The 20,104-nt window shown below is 44.9% G+C and carries 15 protein-coding genes; 2 read left to right on the top strand and 13 right to left on the bottom strand.

Going from position 1 to position 20,104, the window contains the following annotated elements; genetic code table 11:
* Complete coding sequence (locus XM38_RS11370) at window positions 1-756, top strand: DUF72 domain-containing protein (protein WP_088429869.1); 756 nt, start codon at window positions 1-3, stop codon at window positions 754-756.
* Between the two features lie 101 nt (window positions 757-857).
* On the opposite strand, the gene XM38_RS11365 is transcribed toward XM38_RS11370, so the two are convergent.
* The gene (locus XM38_RS11365; RefSeq protein WP_088429866.1) at window positions 858-1,334 is read right to left on the bottom strand and encodes a YbhB/YbcL family Raf kinase inhibitor-like protein; all 477 of its coding nucleotides are present in this window, start codon (window positions 1,332-1,334) and stop codon (window positions 858-860) included.
* Window positions 1,335-1,551: 217 nt separating this feature from the next.
* Here XM38_RS11365 and XM38_RS11360 point away from each other — a divergent pair, with 217 nt between their 5' ends.
* Complete coding sequence (locus tag XM38_RS11360) at window positions 1,552-2,046, top strand: host attachment protein (protein WP_080813157.1); 495 nt, start codon at window positions 1,552-1,554, stop codon at window positions 2,044-2,046.
* A 72-nt stretch (window positions 2,047-2,118) separates the two neighbouring features.
* On the opposite strand, the gene XM38_RS11355 is transcribed toward XM38_RS11360, so the two are convergent.
* From XM38_RS11355 to XM38_RS11300, 12 genes are all read right to left on the bottom strand, one after another.
* Window positions 2,119-2,631 carry a hypothetical protein gene (locus XM38_RS11355; protein ID WP_080813155.1) on the bottom strand — a complete coding sequence of 171 codons (513 nt, stop codon included), beginning with the start codon at window positions 2,629-2,631 and terminating at the stop codon, window positions 2,119-2,121.
* A gap of 248 nt (window positions 2,632-2,879) precedes the next feature.
* Window positions 2,880-4,199 carry a hypothetical protein gene (locus XM38_RS11350; RefSeq protein ID WP_080813154.1) on the bottom strand — a complete coding sequence of 440 codons (1,320 nt, stop codon included), beginning with the start codon at window positions 4,197-4,199 and terminating at the stop codon, window positions 2,880-2,882.
* A gap of 128 nt (window positions 4,200-4,327) precedes the next feature.
* Complete coding sequence (locus XM38_RS11345; protein WP_080813152.1) at window positions 4,328-4,741, bottom strand: hypothetical protein; 414 nt, start codon at window positions 4,739-4,741, stop codon at window positions 4,328-4,330.
* Between the two features lie 122 nt (window positions 4,742-4,863).
* Complete coding sequence (locus XM38_RS11340; protein WP_080813150.1) at window positions 4,864-5,328, bottom strand: hypothetical protein; 465 nt, start codon at window positions 5,326-5,328, stop codon at window positions 4,864-4,866.
* 268 nt (window positions 5,329-5,596) lie between these two features.
* A complete protein-coding gene (locus tag XM38_RS11335) occupies window positions 5,597-8,422 on the bottom strand; it encodes an ATP-binding protein (RefSeq protein ID WP_080813148.1) in 2,826 nt (941 codons plus the stop codon).
* Between the two features lie 14 nt (window positions 8,423-8,436).
* Window positions 8,437-13,050 carry a CHAT domain-containing protein gene (locus XM38_RS11330; protein WP_080813146.1) on the bottom strand — a complete coding sequence of 1,538 codons (4,614 nt, stop codon included), beginning with the start codon at window positions 13,048-13,050 and terminating at the stop codon, window positions 8,437-8,439.
* A 153-nt stretch (window positions 13,051-13,203) separates the two neighbouring features.
* Entirely contained in the window at window positions 13,204-14,505 is a 1,302-nt protein-coding gene (locus XM38_RS11325; RefSeq protein ID WP_080813144.1) for a HesA/MoeB/ThiF family protein, read from the bottom strand.
* 5 nt (window positions 14,506-14,510) lie between these two features.
* On the bottom strand, window positions 14,511-14,702 hold the full coding sequence (locus tag XM38_RS11320) for a hypothetical protein (RefSeq protein WP_080813143.1): 192 nt from the start codon (window positions 14,700-14,702) through the stop codon (window positions 14,511-14,513).
* 269 nt (window positions 14,703-14,971) lie between these two features.
* Window positions 14,972-15,436, bottom strand: coding sequence for a hypothetical protein (locus tag XM38_RS11315; RefSeq protein ID WP_080813141.1), 465 nt, complete (start codon window positions 15,434-15,436; stop codon window positions 14,972-14,974).
* Between the two features lie 15 nt (window positions 15,437-15,451).
* A complete protein-coding gene (locus tag XM38_RS11310) occupies window positions 15,452-16,399 on the bottom strand; it encodes a Mov34/MPN/PAD-1 family protein (protein ID WP_137455082.1) in 948 nt (315 codons plus the stop codon).
* Between the two features lie 1,092 nt (window positions 16,400-17,491).
* Complete coding sequence (locus tag XM38_RS11305; RefSeq protein ID WP_080813138.1) at window positions 17,492-18,622, bottom strand: transposase; 1,131 nt, start codon at window positions 18,620-18,622, stop codon at window positions 17,492-17,494.
* Between the two features lie 136 nt (window positions 18,623-18,758).
* On the bottom strand, window positions 18,759-19,964 hold the full coding sequence (locus tag XM38_RS11300) for an acyl-CoA dehydrogenase family protein (protein WP_088429864.1): 1,206 nt from the start codon (window positions 19,962-19,964) through the stop codon (window positions 18,759-18,761).
* Window positions 19,965-20,104: the final 140 nt, after the last annotated feature.

Raw genomic sequence — 20,104 nt, 5'->3', positions numbered from 1 at the left:
ATGGCGACAGCAATCATCGGCACCAGCGGCTTTAGCTATAAGCATTGGCGCTATCCCACCTTTTATCCCAAGGGCGTGCCCTCTGGGCAATGGTTGGCCCACTACAGTCAGGTGTTTCGGACCGTCGAGCTCAACAGTACCTTTTATCGCCTGCCCTCCACAAAAATGCTGACTCGCTGGCGTACAGTGACCCCCCCAGATTTTACGTTCGCGGTGAAAGTGAGTCGTCTGATCACCCATGCTCGTCGCCTGGCCGCCTGTGAAGAATTGCTGCTGAATTTCCTGCAGCGGGTCGCCCTGTTGGAGTCTAAGTTAGGTCCTTTGCTGTTGCAATTGCCACCCAATTTTGCGCTGGACTTACCGCGGTTGTCCCAGCTTTTAGACATTCTCAACAGTCAATCCGTGGTATCTGCCCCCAAAGTTGTCTTGGAGGTGCGCCATGCCTCCTGGCTAGTACCGGCCATGTTCGATCGGCTGCGGCAGAGTAATGTGGCGCTTTGTTGGGCCGATGGGGCACAGTTAACCGTGGCGGCACCGACGACGGCAGATTTTCTCTACCTACGACGCCATGGGCCGGGTGGCACAATGGATCAGGGCTATCCGTTAGAGCAGTTGCAATCGGAGAGCGATCGCCTGTGTCACTGGCTCAGCCTGGGTTACGATGCCTACGTCTATTTCAATAACGATGGGGGCGGTTACGCTGTTAAGAATGCCCAACAGTTGCAACAGCACCTAACCCCTTTGACACGGCCATAAATGTTTTCACGTTGCCCTCGACCTGCGGGTGAAGCCGGTTGAGGGGTACCCAATCGCCCTGATCAGCGTGTTGTTTGAGGTCGGTATTGGGCTCAACCCCATCAGCGTGTCTTCTCATAGGTGCCCATGAGTTCAGCCTGGGCCAAGATGTGTCCTGGCATTGCCGCCTCTAGTTGGGATTTTGTCGGCGTACCCAAGTCTGCCAGCATTGTATCTAGAGCATAGAGCTTGTGGAAGTAACGATGACGTCCGATGGGAGGGCACGGGCCACCATAGCGAGTGCGCTTGAAGTCGTTGATGCCTTCTCGGGTGCCGGCTGGCAAGTTTTGGGATGTGATTCCTGCCGATAGTCCCTCCGTTTCGGGAGGCAAATTGTACAGTAGCCAATGGACCCACGTCATTTGGGGAGCAGTCGGATCAGGAGCATCGGGATCGGCGACGATCAGGACTAAACTGCGGGTCCCTGCTGGGATGCCCTGCCAAGTCAACGGCGGCGACATGTCGCGCCCTTCGCAGGTGTATTCAACGGGGATCTCCCCACCGGCAGCAAACGCCGGTGACCTCAGGACAAGAGTCATGATCGGATTCCTCCAGAAACGTCCTCACATCCTATTCTCTTAGGTGACGGGTCGAGTGGCTGCCCCCCAGTTACCAACTGTCATTGCCAACCCGATGGCGAGGCGTCATGGGGGGCATAAACGGGTAATGCTAGACTCCTAAGCTTTGTTCGCTGATGTGATGTGGCCTACACAACCCCGTTACGATTAGATTAGACAAGGTTTCGAGAGGGGATTCATGGGTCACTATCTGGTAGCGGTTATTGACGGCACAACAGCCCGCTTCTTAACACTCAACCCCACAGAGGTCACTGAATACGAAGCCGGACCGCATCTCGTGGAGCGTGACAGCTTACACAATGCTGAACAGGAAATGCCGGGCCAGGAATTGTGGGCCAATACGAAAGCGGGACGTAATCGCGGCGGTTCGGGTCAGGCTCACAGCTATGACGACCATCGCAAACAGCATAGGATGGCGTTTGAATATCGTTTCGCCCAGTCTGTCGCCAGCCGCATTACTCAGCTCAGTCAGACGCACCCAGTCAGGCAGCTCATTTTGGTTGCAGAACCGCAAATTCTAGGCATTCTGCGCAACGTGCTGCCATCCAACCTGCCGCAACAGCTCACCGTGCAGGAAGTCGCCAAAGATCTATGCCGCATGAGCTCCAAAGAGCTGCACACCTATTTGGCCGATCGCTCGCTGCTGCCAGCGTTTAAGCGGGCTGGTTTATAAACCGAGCTGCCGTTTGAGACTGAGCTCTGGCGGCATGGAGAACTGTGTGAAGCGGCAAAGGACTCAGACAATTCAAAAGGCGCAGTCGGCGGGTAGGGGGTCTTGCTGGGCGAGGGTGGTGGCAAACCCGGCGGGCAAGGTCACTGCCCTAAACCCTGTGGCCACGGATCCTTCCTGGGCCTGGGTTCCATAGCCACTGGGATGCATGTGCGATCGCACGATCACCACTTGCTCCGGTGAGACTGCAACCGGCCCGCCACTGCGGGTAAAGGGTTGCTCATCCACGTGGCTGTGTAGTAAGACGCGCCGGTAGAGTAACTCCCCCTCTGCGCTCAGCACTTCCCACCAATCGGCATACTGGTCACAGCCAGTGTCAGGACTGCGTACGGTGACCGTAAATTCGTAGGCGCCCGGGTCACCGCTGACCTCGACGGAGAGCACCGCCGCCGTCGCTGGCTCAGCCGTGGTCGCTGAGGTGGGAGACGAGTCAGTCGTATTGGATGGCTCAGCTGAGTTAGGCCCTGGCTCAAGCGCACATCCAGCCATCCCGAGCAGCAGAAGCATGGCAATCCAAGAGTAAGTCATGCCTGAAACGGTCATGGCCAAGAGCAGGAATTCTTGCCATCACCTTAGCAGCCAGAGCAGGGAAGCCACGCGTCATTGTCTTAGGGTTCTCTGACAGGTATTCGGTATCCTGAGCTGGGATAAGTAGGCAGCGCTATCTCTTAAGCCGCTTGGGCCGAAGAGTATAATTTTTACTTAAGTACATAATATCCAGTCTATGCTCCGACTTATTGCTCCCTGATAAAGTCTCGAAATAGTAGCTTCAAAGCTCATTCTTCAAAGGTTTTCTCGTCTTGCCCTCGATTACGTAAATTCGACCACCATACCAGCAAATTCAGCTGAGTCAGCCAGTATGCAATCACCCCAGCGATAAAGGCAGCAGTGAAGCTCCATAGCAAGTAAGCAACAAACGGATGAATAGTGTTGGTCGAAAAAGGAGGCTTGAAAGGCTTCTCAGTGTAGCTATAGCCAGCCCCAACAATGGTTCCTGTCGCAAGACCAACACCTAGAACTTGAACGGTTCTCTCTAAACATCGATCGCTCTCAGTCTGTTCCAATTCAGCTAAACCTCGAATAGTTTCAGTAAGTTGTTGGAACAGCGCCTGTCCAGGAGTAAGGTAGCTTTGGTTAACCTGGATTTGTTTGAGATATTTGTTTTCAGCGAGGTCTAAGAAATCTTGCAAAAAAGTTAGGTCGCAGCCTGGCAATCGGGCGAGTTTTGCCAGTTGTTGACGGTAGTTTTGGAGATTAGTGTTAATTGTAGTCTCGTGATCTGATAGGTCCCTCAAGTATTGAGCATACTGAAATGCCGTTTGGGGTAGTTGATTCCGCAGTAATGTTTGAAACTGCTGTAGGTGGTCTGGGGACCGAGCAATCTGGTTGAATCTTTGAACAATGTTTAGTTCCAGGTCGCTGTAAAGCTGTTTAGCCTGGCGATCGCACCAGCGAGACTGGTCATAAGCGTAAAGAATTTTATGGCGAGAGTTCAGGAGATAGAGCAATCGTTCTGAAACTTCATCCACCTCTGGAGCAAGCTGATTGTGGTTGAGCCAAACCAGGATATGGTATTGCTGGGCTGGATCACGTACCAGAGAACCATATTCAAAGATTGAGCTACCTAGGAGTTTACCTTCAGCGAGGAATTCAGGCATTACCTGATTTTGAAGCAACTGAGCTAGGCAAGCATCTGCAATCGAACGGTCATCTTTCTCGAGGGCATCGACTTCTGCATAGAACAATAGGGTTTGTCCTAAGGATGCCTGGATATGTGGAGGTAGCAAGAGTCCTTGGGGATTAAGCTGGTTGAGTTGCCCCAAAGTGATGGGAGTTGGGGAGAACAGGGTAAGGTCGATTGCGTAGGCATCGTGGAGACGAAAGGGGCAAAGTAATCCCTTAAGTTCTAGACTTGCACTGTCGGCTTGTGCAATTAACTGAAAGTTTATACGATCTTCTTCTTCAGGCAAAAGGCTTTGTTGACCTAAAGCTAACTGATCCTCTGCAGTCGGTTGATACTGCCCTGCTTGATAACAGATCAGCTTTTGTCTCAAAGACTGCAGTTCAGGAATTTTCAGTGTACTGCCTAACCACACCAGGTTCTCCCATAGTCTTGAGGCTTGGGATGATACCTGGCGAAGGCCTTCGCTAAGGTTATCACGTAGATGGAAGGCGTAAAGTGTCAGACTGGAGTTACATAATTTCTGAGTTGAGAAAGTTTTGCTCATTTTTGTGGGGGAGAAGAGGAGGAGCCAGAATCTGTTTCACTTTCTCGAACGATGTTATCTAACAATTCCGAGGTCTCTTCAGGATCCAAGCGAGTTGGGCGACCTGCTGGCCCACTGCGAGTAATATTATCCAACAGTCCTAGAACCTCTTTAGGATTCAGGCGAGTTGAGCGACCTCCTGCCCCTCTCTCACTAGTCTCGCTTGGGGGAAGCTCCAGAAGAGCATTGAGAATGTTGGGATGCTCTTCACACCAAAGAGCGATCGTATCTGAAATTTTTTCAATGCTGTCATCTTCGGCAAAGGTTGCTTTGAGAGCCTCAAATGAAGCCCTATCGTCGTCGGTGAAGAGTTCAGGTTGCTCTTCGTAGATTTTATAGAAATCTAAAATATTCTCTTCGTATGGTGACATTGCTATACTTATATTCCTTGGCTAAATGACATATCAGGCTCAAAAAAACTCGCTCTAGCTTCGCGACCGACAAAACTAGAAAGTGATCTCAATCAGGTTTTCGCTGAAAAGGATTTGAAGGTTCATAAATTGTACTCACTGCCCGATCGCACAAAATGCTGCCCAGTAAAATGGCTCTCAACAAACGGCTCATCCTCTACCAAATGATAAAACTGTCTTCTCAAGATCATTCTAGTTGTTGAACTCAAGCGTTCTCGCAATTCTTCTAGCTCCCTTTTTCGCACTTGCCGCAACCAACTTTGGGCTCGATTTAATGCGATCGCAATTTCGACATTGGTGGCTTTGCCTCCCAGGGGGAAGCCTCGCATGAGGAGGCTAAAGTTGGCGATATCGTTAGCGGTGTCGCATTGTTGTTCTGGTTCGAAGGTGGGAAGGGTAGCGATCGCCCAATTTCTCAGGTGTTGTGGGAGTTGATTGGTGAGTTGATCAAGGTGGGATTGTAGGAAGGGATAGACAAACTGTGGATCGGCGTCACTATCGCGGATGGCGTTAAAGAGGGTTTTGAAGAAATGGCTTGTGATTGGCATTGCGATCAACCCTAGTAGTGAGAGTTGTTGGCCGATTTTAAAAAATGCTTTTCGCGATGAAAAAAACAAAATAAAAGTCTTTCCCCTCAGAAACTTGCATTCCTCCTAAGATAGAAATGCAGCCAGACATTTTGCTTGGAGTCATATTATTAAGTAGGTGGGACGAATCAAATTGAAGATGAATAGAGTATCTACAACCACTGTCAATCAAGGCTTTTGACGATTATGAAGAAGCCACATCATCTTATAAATGATTGAGCCTTCCCGCTTAATGCTGATCAATTTCATTAGAAGCCAATATGGCAATGGCAAGCATAAGTGAGCTAATGAATACAGAAATATCTCCCCTTGAAGTATCTTGTGCCAAACCCATCGTCATTTTTCCAAATTCCTTTCGCTCTATTTCTAGAATTTTTTGTAATTCCAATTTTGATTTAGGGTTGTTATTTGAGAGTATTTTCTTGAGATACTCTAATCTCCATATCATACGCTGATCGATGGGATTTTCTATACTACCTATAGATGAATTTAAGAGAGAGTTAGAAGTAATAAAGCCTCCTCCTTGACTATTTCTACTCAGGTCATCAAGAAGGCTTTCTATAATATTATTTTCATAGCATATATCACTAACCAAGTCCGGATTTCTCGGTTCCAAGTATTCTTTCAGTTTTTTAATGATGCTGCTTACATGATTTTCATTAGTTAAATCACTAGAGGAAATCAGTTTTTCTAACTTGCGATACTGCTCTAAGTTCTGGGGATAATCTATCAGTTCAACAAGCTTTTCTCCCCAGTTTTTAAGCTTGGAAACCATGTTTTCTTCTCCTACTTGCTGGATTGTCTGAGCCCATTCAAATACCCTCGATTGTTGGAATTTCAAAGCTTTCGCGAACTCTCCTAAGGCGAAATCATTATTTGCAAACTCTTGAGAAGTACTGTACACGCTGTGTAATCTATGATAGAGGCATTCTAAACAATGGTTTTGCCAAGTCAAATTAGACCAAGAATTTATATCATTCCAATCTAAACCTTGAACCAAATTACTATAATGGGAGGTAAGATTAGCATGCAAATAACGGCAAACTTTAAAGGATTGCTTTCGATATCGTCGAAGGATGAATTTTCTTATCAGCGGATTATATTCCCAGCATGATGAAATCGATGGTACCAGAGTTACAAAAGGAAGTTGTGTTAACCATCTAAAAATAAACTCAGCCTCTTCATCTCTAACTATGTTATCTTTAGTAATCACTCTAAAGGCGACATAATCAAAGTTTCTAGATAAAGCGATCCTTAGAACTGATCTTACTTTTTGAGAATCTTCTAAATCCTCTATAATATGCTTAACTGTTCTATTGCAGTGACCAGATATTTCGACTGGATTAGTGAATGTCTGACCGATCAAAATACTAGATAGTATGATTTTTCGATATTCATGCTTTTTTTGAATTAATATTTTAATCTCTCTTTGATAGTGTTTGACAAGTTCGACTAATGCTTCTCCGAACTGTTTAAGTCTTAAACTTTGATTTTCTTCTCCTGCCTGTCGGATGGTTTTGGCTAAATGAGTGGCTGTTGAAACCCGAAAATCAAATGCCTTAAAGAACTCTTCTAAAGCAACTTCGAAAATCTCAAAATTTTTGTCCGTAAGGTTTTGGTCAGTTTGACAAAATCTATGATAAAACCACTCTAAACGATAAAGCCACCAAGTTGAATGTGAGTATTGTTCTTTACAACTCAAATCAAGGCTTAAAATCAATGCACTATAGTGGGAAGCAAGCCTTTCATGCAAATCATAGTATTTTGACGGGTTTAACTGCTGTAAATATCGCAGCATGAACTTTCGCACAGACCGATGATAGCCCCGATATAATCCTATCTTGACTATAAAAGAACGCTTTATTAACCAATCAAAATCAGCTTTAGATGCATCAATTTTATTGTCAAAATCAATGATTTTTTCAATGGTTTCTTTATCAAAACGTCGAGATAATGCAGCACTTACGGCAAGTTGTCTCTTGTGGTCATCTTTTACAGGATCTAAATCACTTAAAATATAGCGAACTGCATCTTCACAAGGATCAATAACAGAATTATGATTATTGAGCGCTTGGTCTGCTAAGATACTAACTATTAAAGGGAAACCGTCTGAATAATTCAGTATTCTTCTGGTAAGAGCTTCCTTTCCATAGCTTAAATCCTTTACCTTGTAACTTAGATATTCTCGTACTTCCGCTTCTGTAAATGGCTCAAGAGTAAAAGGTAATAGATTGGACTCGCGATTACTTCTCCAATAAAGAGGATTTAGAGCTTGGCGTCCAGCTATTACTATCAGCAATTTCTTTGGCCTTTGGCCATAGCGATTTTTGAAGAGTAAATCTCGCAACCACTGATCTGGAGAGAAAGTATTCCCACCGTAGTCATTTTGTTCGTAGTCGTCGAAGAATAATGCGATAGGATGATTTCGGTAAAGTTTATTCAAACCCTTTAAGAATAAAGGAGATAGAAGCCTTAAAGGTTCCCTCATCAATTGTGCTTCATACTGATTAGACAGGATATTGCCCATCCAATTCTCTAGCAATTTCGCGATTTCATCCTTATCTATTCCCCTAAGTGGTAACTCAGTAAACGGAAATTGCTGAGCTGCTGCACTTATTGCTGTATTTATTGCAATTTTAGATAGCAACTGATCCCATTGAACTCCATTTGGAGAAGCTTCTAGTTTTTGTAAACATTTGCAGAAAATCTGATAACGTTTCTGAAACTCTCGAAAGGTATTAGGTCTATTTTTTTCTAGTTCCTCAGCTAACTGTGCCATTATCGCTGGCACCACTTGCATTTCTCTTGGATATTTACTTATTATTGAATCATTTAGTAGTCGAAAATTCGTTTTAGCTGAGGGTAATCTCTGATCTATTGTCCGTTTGTAGAACTGCTCCAATAACTCTGTCTTCCCTATACCTGCTTGGCCACTAATGTTAAAAATAAGACAGCCATGGTTATTATTGTTAAGTCTTTCAAGATTTTCCTGGAATTTATTGATTTTAGCCTTACGACCAACAAAAGGGAGGGGATTGTCCTGTTGCTTGCTCATAACAATCTCCTCCCTTACTGACCAATCGCACAGAATGCTGCCCAATAATAGGGAGAACGAAATAATCGATAATCCTCCGAAAACTGATTAGACCATTGTCGTTGCTGCTGCCTCAAAAGCATTCTGATTGTTGGACTCAAAGATTGCTGTGATTTTTTCAGTAATTTATTTAAATCTTTGATGGTTAAGTTTCTTAACCACTGCTGAGCTTGGTTCAATGCAAACGGTACTTCACAACCTGTCTGTAAGTTTTCATAGAATCGAATCATCAACAATGCTGTTGCGAGATCATCAACCGTCCAAAGACTACTAACAACACTAGAACTACCTGCACATAAAAAACCACTCGCCAGAGTAATGTATTCATCACTATTACTGAAAAACTCCATCACAACACCTGTTTCACAGGCTGAAAGGGTTACTAGGCGACATTGATCAAGGCGAAGCTCAAAGATTTCTTCTAAGGTCAAATCTCCATTTGCCTTATCATCCTGTGCCAAAATCAGTTTTGACTCTAAAGGAAAGTCCAAATTATATTCGCCATGACAGGCAAAGTGAACACAGTGAGCTTCATGAATGCCATGATTTTTTTGGGAATCTTGCAGGCCATCTTGTAGGTCAAGTATAGATTTGGTTGATGTTTTCCGAAATCTGACTTGAGAAGAAGAGAAAAATGAGCAGATATTTTCAACTTCTAAGTTGGAAAAAGCTAGGGCACTGCCTGGATTATGGAATGCAAAGAACTTTTCAAAGTTAGGCCTAGCTTGATGCTGGCTCAGTTTCAGCAACTGACAACTTGGTGCATAACGAATTCCACCTGAGAATTTATCTAAAAGATATAGTTCTGTCTCATCTTCTTCAGGAGAATTGGAAATAGGTAAAGCATGGAGTGGAATCAGATGCAACCAACGATTGGGAATCATGATTAACTGGTCACACCTTAGCGGAATTTTTTCTAAAAGCTCATCAATGTGTAGAGCCTTAGCGATATTTTTAAGTTTATGCTCAAAGGTTTGTTTCCAATTTCCAAACCTGTTTTCAAGCTCTGGTGACCACTGTTCCTCTTTCTTATATTGCTTGACCAACTCTGAATAAAAACTATAAAGGAAGCTTTCAGGTTCCTTCTCTCCTTCGCCTAAGAGCTGCGCTTCTCTTTTTCCCTCTTCTACTTTTTTCTTTTCTTTTCCTATTTGATAAGCAAGTGAATAAGTAAAGTAAGCATCTAGCCAGGTTGCCCAATTCTCGGAAGAAGATTTCCAGATAATTGGATGAGGAGCTTGGCGAGTAATGAGGAAAGCAATAATTTGTCTTTCTGCGATATACCATTCGATGATCGCAGTTTGATCGTCAATCAGGTCTTGAATATCAGCAAAGGAAATCCTTCCAACATCACGGATTCGACTTAGAGATGTTTCATGTTCGTAGTAATTTTCTTTATTTGTAAGAAGCTCAACAAGACTCTTGGTTTTACTCCGTTCAACATATTCAATTGCCTCTATAGGCTTATCAAGCTTCAAACAGAGCTGCACCATCTCCTGGTAAACATGGTTCCATGCTTCCGTCAGCTTCTGCTTGTCTTCTTGTATGCCTGATTTGGGACTTATCTCACTACGCAGATAGTCTAAGGTTTCAATGACTTCATAGAATGCATCGTATGCCGCACTGTAGTTCTCAGCATACTTATAGGCTCGTCCAAGATTGTGTTGGGCCTCTGCATATTTTTGAGGAAAAGCCTCGCGCGTATAAATTTGTAGCGTATCTTGGAAACGAACAACTGAATTACTAAAAATCTCAGCCTTATCTCCTGTTTCACTTTTCAGTCTCTTGATATATGCAACTGCCATGTGATTGTTCACTTCTGCCCACTTCTCAGGAGTCTTAATAGGAGTAAAGACCCTTAGGGCAGAGTCAAAAGAGTTAATGGCTAGATCTATCAATCTATCTTTCTCTTTCAATTCTATGATTTCAGACTTATCTAAGAAAGCAGCTCCTAAATTCATCTGAACCTGTGCCCAATCAAAGGGAGAGTTTGTCTCATCTAGAAATTGCAAAGCAAGCGTAAAGCTTTCAATTGCTTTTTCTAAAAATTTATGCTTTACTTCTTCATAGTTGCTAGTACTAAAATTGGAAAAGTTTTCTGAGGTGACTTTAGGTTTACCCTGCTTCACATAATCTAGGAAACCCACCTTAAGACTACTTTGCTTAGCAAGAGTAGCATAGGCAGCTCCCAAGTTACTTTGTGATTTCGCCCAATACTCAGGAGATTCCTTCTGAGTAAAAACAGATAAAGCTCGCTGACAGAAGCCGATTGATTCTTGAAGATTAGCTACTTTCTCACCAAGTATTCTTGCCAAGTAAGCATGACCTAAATTAAGTTGAGTTCTAGCCCATTCTTCAGGGTACTCCTCTATTGTATAAACTTCTAAGGTGTTTTTTGAGTGCTTAATTGAATTCTCTATATTTTCTGCTTTACCACCTCGAATTCTATCCAAATATGCAATGGAAAGATTATTATGAGCCTTTGCCCACTCAGAGGAAAGGTTGTCTCTAGAATATCCTTGTAAGGCTTCTTTAAGATAGCGAATGGCTAACTCTAAATTGTCAGTTCTTATGCCTTTTTGCTTATATAGATGAGCTGTGCCGATATTGTATTTTGCCTCTGACAAAATGTTGAGTTTCACTTCATTTTCGAGGTTTAATTCAGTATCGCTCTTCTTGTCTAAAAGAGTTAAAATCTGCCTAGAATATTTTATTGTGCTCTCAAATCTCTTAGCTTCAAAATTTAGAGTGCTTAAGCTACTTAAGGCAAGCAGTTCTTCTATCCGAGCACCAAGTTCTCGAGTGATTTTTAAGCTTTTCTCAAAGGATTGGATTGCTGCCTTAAATTGTTTAAGCTCAGTATAGACTTTGCCCAAATTAATATATATGGTCTGCTCCAACTGGCGATCGCCAATTTCTGGCAAAATCGGTATTATTGACTGCAAAGCATCGATCGCTTCTTGATATTGACCATGTTGTAGATAAGCATCACCTAATCCACTTAATGCTGTTGCTTCTCCTACACAATTACCAATTTCCTTCGCAATTTTCAGTGCTTGCTGGAAATAATCAATGGCGCTTGGATAGTCTTGTAACTGAGTATAGGCATTACCTAAACCATTTAAAGTTTGGCATTCTCCAAATCGGTATCTAGTTTGTTTGAAGATTGGCAACGCCTCCTCAAGATGCTTAATGCCTTCTTGATATTGACTTTGTTGCAAGTGGGCAAGTCCTATGCAACCCAAAGCTGCGGCTTGTCCCAAAGCGTTGTTAGTCTTCCTTAGAATTGATAAAGCATATCTCTGAGTTTCAATGGCTTCTTGATATTTGCCCTGATCAAGATATAAATTTCCTAAAAATGATAAAGCTTGACCTTTGAGAATAGAGTTTTCGAGTTCATGAGCGATACTTAAAGCTTGGTTGAGATGTTCGAGAGCTTGTTGATATTCCCCTGTTTGCGTCAATGCATAGCCTAAATTGCTTAGGATTGTGCCCTCTGTCAGGCGATCGCAACTCATTCGGACAATATCTAAACCTTGCTGGAAAAAGCTGATGGCTTCTGTGAACTGGCCTGATCCCATGTGGGTATAGCTCAGACGCTCTAAAACGATTCCTTGACTCCTCAGATCACCCAGATGCTGGAAAATGCTAAGGGCTTGACTCAGGAAACGGATTCCTTCTGAATATTGCGCCAGATAAGAGCAGGTAATGCCCAAATTCAGCAGAGCCTTTCCTTCTCCCGCTTGATCACCGTCATCCTGGAAAGTTGATAAAGCTCTTTGATAGGAGGAGGCAGACTCAGAATATTGACCCAGTTGCCCCTGATCAATGCCCAGATTAAGCAGTAGATTGCCGACTTTATTGCGATCGCCCAAATCTTGAAAAATGTTGAAGGCCTGTTCATAATGAGTAATTGCCTCTGTGTACTGCTGCAAATTGTCGTAGGCCTTTGCCAGGTTAATATGGGTTTCTCCTTGCCATGGGCGATTGCCCATTTCCTGGAAGATGGGTAACACCGGCTTCAAAGACTCAATGGCTTTTTGATATTGACCTTGCTTAAGGTAAACCTCTCCTAAGCCACCCAAAGCTGTGGCCTCCCCGACAGGATTGCCGATTTCCCTAGCAGCTGTTAGTGCTTGCTGAAGGTACTTCACTGCGGTTGCATATTCTTCTGATTGGGTATAGGCATTTCCCAACCCACTCAACACCTGACATTCTCCCGCGCGATCGCCAATTTGTTTGAAGATGGGTAATGCGTCTTCAAGATGCTCAGCACCTCGTTGAGTTTGACCTTGCTTAAGGTAAGCCAATCCTAATCCACCTAGGGCTGCTCCCTGTCCGGCATAGTTACCAGTCTCTTTGGAGAGCGCTAGGGCTTGTTCCTGAGCTTCAATCGCTTGCTGGTATTTGTTTTGGTTAAGGTAGACATTGCCCAGAACAGTGAGAGCTACTCCCTCAACAGCGCGGTTTCCAAGAACTTTGGATATCCTTAAGGCTTCACGAAAGGAATCGGCGGCTAGATCCAATTGACCAACCCGGAAATGCTGAATACCTTGCTGTAGTAACTGAGCTGCTTCAAAGTCATTCATGTTTTTAAGTGTTTTACATCGAGAAAATGGCTCTTTTGGGTTTATGGTTGAAAATGGTCAATTGGATACAAAAAATAGCATTAACAAGGCTGAAACCCTTGCCACGCTTATCACCTGATATCCAGAAGAGCCGAGAAAATAGTGTTTATCTTCTTAACTAGCAAAAATATTGTCTTCCTCATCCAGTAGTTCATGGTCTTCGTTACAGGCGGGGCAAGTTGCGTTGCGCTCCCACTTTGCACCGTACCACCGCAGGATAGAGGGTGTTCTTGAACCATATTCCATCTTTGGCCATTCAGCATAGGTTTGCTCACGCCGATTAGCCCAAATGTAAAAGTTCGCAATCAAATCTTCTTCTAGGGAAGCAATGCCACTGGCTCGACCTTTAGACAGCTCTACTAATGCCAGTTTCACAACCATGTTTGAGATGGGCACAATATCAGAAGACAATCCAACTTGAACAGTTGCGTTAACCTCTTCATCTGAGACATAGGCTGGTGTATCTTTCCTAGCCTGGGTAGACGTGGATATTTCCTGTTTACGGGTTGCTAGAAAATCTTTGGTAAAAATACATCTTAAACAAGGTCCTTGATGAGGGCGGACTCTTAGAACATCACCTCCAATAGCACGAGTTAATGCTCTACCAAAAATAGTAGGAATTCTATATTCCAAGGAAATACTATTTAAATTGAAACGACTGCGATCGTTGTCAGTAGCTGCAATAATTAAATTGCAGTCTTTAAGCAGTATTTTGGTTTGCTCTAAATTTTCGTTAATATCGAGCTCGGCGCTGTCAACCTGAATGTGAGGATTCTTGCCATATAGTGCATCTTTGACCGCCTTAGTTTTATAACGACCAAGATCACCTGTCCCACAAACATGCCTAGCAATGTTGGCTAATTCCAGTCGATCATAGTCAATCAACACAAAATTACCAATTCCTGCTTTAGCCAGTTCTACTGCAATACTAGAACCACCACTACCCAGGCCAACAATCCCAACTTTGCAGTTCTCTAAGATTGAAGTTTCCAAGATTCCTTTACTGCGAGAATAAAGCTCGGATCTCCCAGGAAGAAATTTCATAACTCCTTCTTGGAATTCGCCTTCAGCTCTACTCGCGAAAACATGATGCTTTAACTGACCATCCTCTATTGAGAATAGAATAATCAATATATGTCTAGAAGAATTGACACCATTATTTTGCATTGTGTTACGAAGCTGTTTAGCCATCGCTAGACCTGCTTCGTTGGTAGGTAATCGATCTAGAAATTGAATGAGGGAAGCACAGGGATAACCAGAGATCTGAGTTTTGGGTTCTGATGTATAAATATGAAAAACATCACCGTCATCAAACTCAAACGCAATTCCACGAATTGTGTTTATTCCAGAAGCAATAAAGTTTTGGTAGATCGCTTGGACTTGCTCCTGGTGCATGTAGACAAGATATGAATTCATAACTACTACTCCTGGAAGAAACCATCTTCAGCAATTTGGGTCGCAGTCACAGCATCAGGATTAGGCTTAGGATCACTTATGCTCTTTACAACTAGCTGGCCTGTTGTTGGGTCGAAAACGAGTTCTTGGTTGGGTGGCGCAGCCCCTTCTTCAGTCATAATCTCTAGATGTTCCTGCACATTTTGAGAATCTGTCATTGGATTTGTCCTCCTTAATGTTCACTGAAATAATTACGTAGAGGCAGGATAGATTTGTTCAAAAACTGATATGCTATGGTTTCAATTTTCCATTGCAAGTATATATTTGTTCATTACATATGAGGCTCAGTGGTGCAGAAAACTTTTTTGAGTCTCACAGTGGATGGCTTGAACAGCCAAAACATCGGCTGAAACCTACTGCCCTCGTCCAATTTTTTGAGAAAGCCAAAAATGACGGTCTTAATGAGAATCCTTTATCCATAAGGGTTTCAGGAGTTTTCTGCACCACCAAGCATATGAGGTAAGAAGTGGTCCAAAGGTTGTCCAGTACGTTTGTGTGCTTCATATGCTTCAAGCCAAATTCTTCCTTTTAAGACAACCAAGTAAACGGTTAGGTTGTCTGTCCAATCTTTATAGTGACAAATTTGAACATAGCCATCTCTTGGATCCAGCGTGTGCATACTTGAACTCGCACCATAATCTTTCAAGTCATTTCCTGAACATCCTTCAAGAGGATATGGCAAGGTTACAACCATATCAGGACGTGAATTAGGAAAATCTGAAGGTATATACACTCTGAGAGTGTACAGTTTCATAGAATTAGTGCATACGTTGCCTTCTATTCTTGTATTACTGGAATCAGTAGGATTAACCCACTTAAATGCAGGGAAGTACTTCTTGAGAATTTCCTTCTCTATCAGTAAACGTTTTTGCTGGATCTTACTCCAATTCATAACTTTATCAACCTTTTATTTCATTCGAATTTTTAAGTATATTTTCAAATCATTTATTAAGTTTGTTTGGCTAGAATACTCTTCAATCGATATTGGTTCCCCCTCGTTAACTTGTAATGTTGGTGATGAATCAGGAAAGTTATTAGGTAAGTTAACTCGCCAGTAATCCAGACCATATTTGAAAGTAAAGTAAATACTTCCTGTGACTGTTCGAAACATTTGGCAGTCTTTAAAGACTTGTTTTAGGTCGGAATCAATTTCCTTCAGCAAATTTTGTCCCTCTGGTTTCGAGTACCACAGATATTCAGCGATTTCAATTGGTTGAGTTGGCTCCAGGATTTCAGCTTCCAGTGAGGTTTGGTCAACCTTCCAACTATTTGAGAGGCAAGTTTTTTCAAAGGATGAACTTTGAGGCCAGCTCTGATGTAAAGTTGACCGAATTGGACTATTTTCTGGTAAAACTACCCATTGGCCAACCTGATACTTAGGTATAGATCGGGTGAATAAAAAGCTCCCTACATTGACCGTCCATTTGCTTCTTTGGCAACGACTTCCTGAGTTAGGTCTTAAATTCGCAATGAAAAGTAAAAACTTGGGAAATTTGTATTTTTCTAATGCTCTAAAAACTGTATTTTCATCTCCTTGACTAGGTTGAGCCAATCCAAGTTGATGATGAGAATGCCACTCTCCAATATGTTGTAAGCCATGCTTACTCCTGAGAAGACTACCACTTTCAACCAAGTAATCTTTATCTTGGTAAAAACTGGTTGGGTTATGTCTACTTTTTGAGCCAGGACCCAATACAAATTGAACAACTGGGAATCCAGAATGTGTCCAGAATCCAAATAGATCTCCACCCGTTTCTAAATTCGGATATTCCTCAACCCAACCAGAAATACGTTGTAATTCACCTTCATAGACTAGGGCTTTAAATTTAGATCCCTGCTTGCTATAGCTAGCCATAAAATCGTACCTAATCAAAAAAGATACCGTACACCCATTGGATTGCGTAATTTTATCACTAATTATGTGCTTCTTCAGAACTACACATACTGTTCGAGATTCCAAAATTCTTGTACGTATTACTAAGCAAGATTTATTAGGGAAGATAGTCTTTGTGAGGCATTTATTCGCCAAAATTCTCTTTCCGCGAAATCTTCGCAATCATATCGCCAAAAATTTTTATGCTGAGCCTGAAAAAGCCATTAACCGTATTCAGCATACTAAGGTAATGCCCACAAGTTGAAACTCGGAGGTTTACTATTCAAGTTTCCACTTCAAAGTCATCTAAGGAACCTGGCTTTTGCTTCACGAATAGTGGGTCTTCCGGCTAGGGTATGCAATACAGCCCTGAAAATCGCTAGAATCCTTACGGCGCAGGATTTTGCGGCATTCGTGACTCTGTTTGAGTTTCTAAGACCTACAAGTATTGCTACATAAGGGATTCGAGGTTTTTAGTAATGCAGTCAGCATAGTTTAGTCCAAAGAGCCCGAATAGTTTTGGTAGATGCTGAAATACTGATAGATGCTAACCAGTCAGTTCGATGTCAGTTGGCTTGCTGGTTCACTCTTGCACGCCTCAATTATTTACCAAAGAATCAAGATGCGCTATTACCCTAGAGGGTAACATTTGAGATCACTAGCTCAGCCTTTTGTTCAAAAAACCTTTAAATATCCACATTCATTGCTTTTACTCGATGAATATGTGATTCAGATCACACTCTATGTCAAGAGATACTAATAGCCTATGTCTTTTGACAAGCGTTCAGAGCTCCATTATTCTCATAAATCACTCGAAGATTTTATATAAAGTCTTTGCTGCCAACCACTGCCCGATCGCACAAAATGCCGCTCAGCAGTAATGCGATCGAAACGGGTGCTGCCTTATCTAAACCGTCGTCTCAACGACAGCTTCAGGGTGGCGCTCAACAGCAACCCAGAATCCGGGCAATGACAAGCGATGAACCACTGGACAGTAACGGTGTGGCCATTTTAGGTTAGGCTGGGTCTGCTTGAGGTCAAAACCCTTAGTGGTGCAGAAAACTCAGAACAGTCTCAAGATGAGAACACAACGACCTTAGAGAACTCAACGCGACAATCTAAGGCCTCACGTTTACAGCGTGAGGCACAGGCCGGAGATGGATGGCCTTTGGTCAAAGCCCGAAGTTTGGGCAGAGGTAATCGCTGGTAGCACAGCCGAGCCAACTCACGCAGACCAAGTTGCAGAAAACTCAACCCCCGCTCCCCATGCCAGTCAATCCGAGCCCGCTGTTTTGCGTGGACAAGCATCAGGCCAAGTATCAGGGCAATGAGCGAGGCGGCGTCCAACAGCATGACTAAACGGGTCAGCATCTCGGCTTCCCGCAGTCCCGTCTCCAAGAGGTCAAATGCTGCTGACTTGTAATCCTTAAAATGGGGCTCAATCCCACCGAACCGCTGGCCATAGAGCGCGAAGGTCTGTAGCGAGGGAGGTTGGTTCGACAACACCGCCCAGGTGTCTTGAGCGTCCGGCACGTTGGCCGTCGCCAGATGCGCCTTGATATCTTCAAGCACCTGCACGTTGGGGAAGAGATACGCCTGATTCGGCGGTGGACAGAGGGCCTCGACGGGTTGAGTTCGCCCCTGGGCCAGGGTGACCAGCAAGTCTGACTTGACGCGAATCGACCAGTTCCAGTGATTGCGATTAAGCCAACGGATCAAGTCTCCATGTTCAAAGCCTCGGTCGGCCAAAAGCGTCACCTGACTCCCTGGCGGTAAGGCTCGACGGGCGCACTCCAGCACCCCGTGGTATTGTTCAAAACGGATGGTGGCACTGCGATGTTCAATTACCTGTTGGGTCAGCGTGAGCGACCGCCCGCCCCAAGCCAAGCACACCTCTATCAAGCACCAGTGATTCCACAGCAGACTCGTATCCAAGGTCAACAGGACAGCTTCCCCAGCAAACGCGGGCAGCACATGGCGTAACAAGGGCCGGTAGACCCGTTCCGCAGTGATCTGCTCATTGCGGAGAAAATAGCTTACACGTTCCAAGTGAGCCCGGGCGCTACACCCGCGGTGATCCAAGTAAGGAATCCATTTCCCCAAGCAGGCCTGGCCAGATTGCAAGATGGCCGCCAGCATTTCAGTGAAGCCCTGCAGATGGCGTTGGTCTTTGGGCTCGACCCATTGACGTAATTGGTCTTCCAGTTGACGATAGGCGTTTCCATGAGGTTAGCGGTAGTTGGGGAACTTCAGCTTCTCATGAAATACCCTCTTGTCCTATTTGAGAGTCCTTATACAGCAGCACTTTCAGCACTTCTCTGCGCCACTAAGGGGTCGATGGTTACGCATAAGAACTGGGGACTGGGGCTGTGCCATTCACCACCCAGTTGCCGATGTCGAACAGCTTGTAGTCCAGCGGGTCGTGTAGGGTCAGGGTGCGCAGGTTGCGCCAGTAATGGTCATAGCCATAGCGATTAGCGACTGATCGCGCCCCCATCAGGTCAAACATCTGGTTAGTGATGGCCAACCCCACCTGGATAGATAGGGTTTTGGCGGCGGCGGCAGCAATGGCAACTTCGCCGCGTTCTGCATAGGTCAGAGCTTGTTCTTTATCCCAGGCCCACTGGAACTGGGCCGTGGCCTGCTGGGTAAGGGAGATCGCCCCTTGCAGCTGCGCCCACAGTTCGCCATATCGGCGCAGCGCATAGGGATCGTCTGTGGCCTTTTCCACCGTGGCGGTTTCCCAGGGGCGAGCTTTGGTCTGGGTGTAGGCGAGGGTGGTTTCCAGCGCCCCTTCGGCAATCCCTGTAAAAATTGCCGACAGCACCAGCAGGCCGCCTACCCCCAGCACGGTGGGGAAGGCACTCTCCAGATTCGGCGGTGGTCCCAGGATTTCGGCGGGCTCTACCCGCACATTCTCAAAGGTAAAGCTACCGCTGGCGGTGCGGCGCTGCCCCAACACATCCCAGTCGTGGTTATAGGTGAGGCCAGCGCGATTGCCAGGAACCACAACCATGGCAGGCAGCGGATTACCCGGTTGGGCGGCGGCACAAATCAGTCGGTCTGCCACCACGGCTCCGGTGCAAAAGGTTTTGATACCGATGGCTCGAAATCCATTCCCGTCGGGCTCCAACTTTAACCGCCTGTCGCGGGTGTTGATGGCGTTGGCCCAAAAGATATTGTGCTGGGCCGTTTCCCGATAGTAATGAGTGGCTTGTTCGGTAGTGCCAATCAGGTGGGGCACCACCGACAGCAGCAGGTGATAGCCGTAGAGCTGAGCGGTCGAACTATCCGCTTTGGCTAGGATCTTGACGATGTCCATGGCTTCTGGCCAGCTGGCCCCAGCACCGCCATGGGCTTTGGGCACCATCAAGGGCAGCAGCCCGGACTCTTTCAGTAGCGGGACTTCGTCATCGGGAATGCCCGCGATGCGATCGCGATCTTGCTCGGTTTGACTGAGGTCATTGGCAACTTCATGGGCGATGGCTCTAGGGTCTGTCGGCCAGTCGGAGATCTTAGTTGGATAGCGGTCTTGTATAACAGTCATGGGGGATTGGCTCCTTGGGGAGTGGGAAAGGCTGAGTAGAATCGGCGGGATAGTTAGATCGCAGCGGCCCTGACGTTTGCAGAGCACCCCAACTCGAAAGAGATTGAGGCTGGGCTCCGAGCGGCGAGCCGCGATTCACC

Origin of the sequence: Halomicronema hongdechloris C2206 (genome assembly GCF_002075285.3) — a bacterium.
Taxonomy (GTDB): Bacteria; Cyanobacteriota; Cyanobacteriia; order Phormidesmidales; family Phormidesmidaceae; genus Halomicronema_B; species Halomicronema_B hongdechloris.
This window is presented reverse-complemented; position numbering and strand designations above follow the sequence as displayed.

Bases quoted from the DNA above. Each gene is read 5' to 3' on its own strand.
- XM38_RS11355 (WP_080813155.1), bottom strand. From the start codon at position 2,631: ATGACTTACTCTTGGATTGCCATGCTTCTGCTGCTCGGGATGGCTGGA.
- XM38_RS11365 (WP_088429866.1), bottom strand. From the start codon at position 1,334: ATGACTCTTGTCCTGAGGTCACCGGCGTTTGCTGCCGGTGGGGAGATC.
- XM38_RS11310 (WP_137455082.1), bottom strand. From the start codon at position 16,399: ATGGCTAGCTATAGCAAGCAGGGATCTAAATTTAAAGCCCTAGTCTAT.
- XM38_RS11340 (WP_080813150.1), bottom strand. From the start codon at position 5,328: ATGCCAATCACAAGCCATTTCTTCAAAACCCTCTTTAACGCCATCCGC.
- XM38_RS11325 (WP_080813144.1), bottom strand. From the start codon at position 14,505: ATGAATTCATATCTTGTCTACATGCACCAGGAGCAAGTCCAAGCGATC.
- XM38_RS11330 (WP_080813146.1), bottom strand. From the start codon at position 13,050: ATGAATGACTTTGAAGCAGCTCAGTTACTACAGCAAGGTATTCAGCAT.
- XM38_RS11345 (WP_080813152.1), bottom strand. From the start codon at position 4,741: ATGTCACCATACGAAGAGAATATTTTAGATTTCTATAAAATCTACGAA.
- XM38_RS11320 (WP_080813143.1), bottom strand. From the start codon at position 14,702: ATGACAGATTCTCAAAATGTGCAGGAACATCTAGAGATTATGACTGAA.
- XM38_RS11370 (WP_088429869.1), top strand. From the start codon at position 1: ATGGCGACAGCAATCATCGGCACCAGCGGCTTTAGCTATAAGCATTGG.
- XM38_RS11300 (WP_088429864.1), bottom strand. From the start codon at position 19,964: ATGACTGTTATACAAGACCGCTATCCAACTAAGATCTCCGACTGGCCG.
- XM38_RS11360 (WP_080813157.1), top strand. From the start codon at position 1,552: ATGGGTCACTATCTGGTAGCGGTTATTGACGGCACAACAGCCCGCTTC.
- XM38_RS11315 (WP_080813141.1), bottom strand. From the start codon at position 15,436: ATGAATTGGAGTAAGATCCAGCAAAAACGTTTACTGATAGAGAAGGAA.
- XM38_RS11335 (WP_080813148.1), bottom strand. From the start codon at position 8,422: ATGAGCAAGCAACAGGACAATCCCCTCCCTTTTGTTGGTCGTAAGGCT.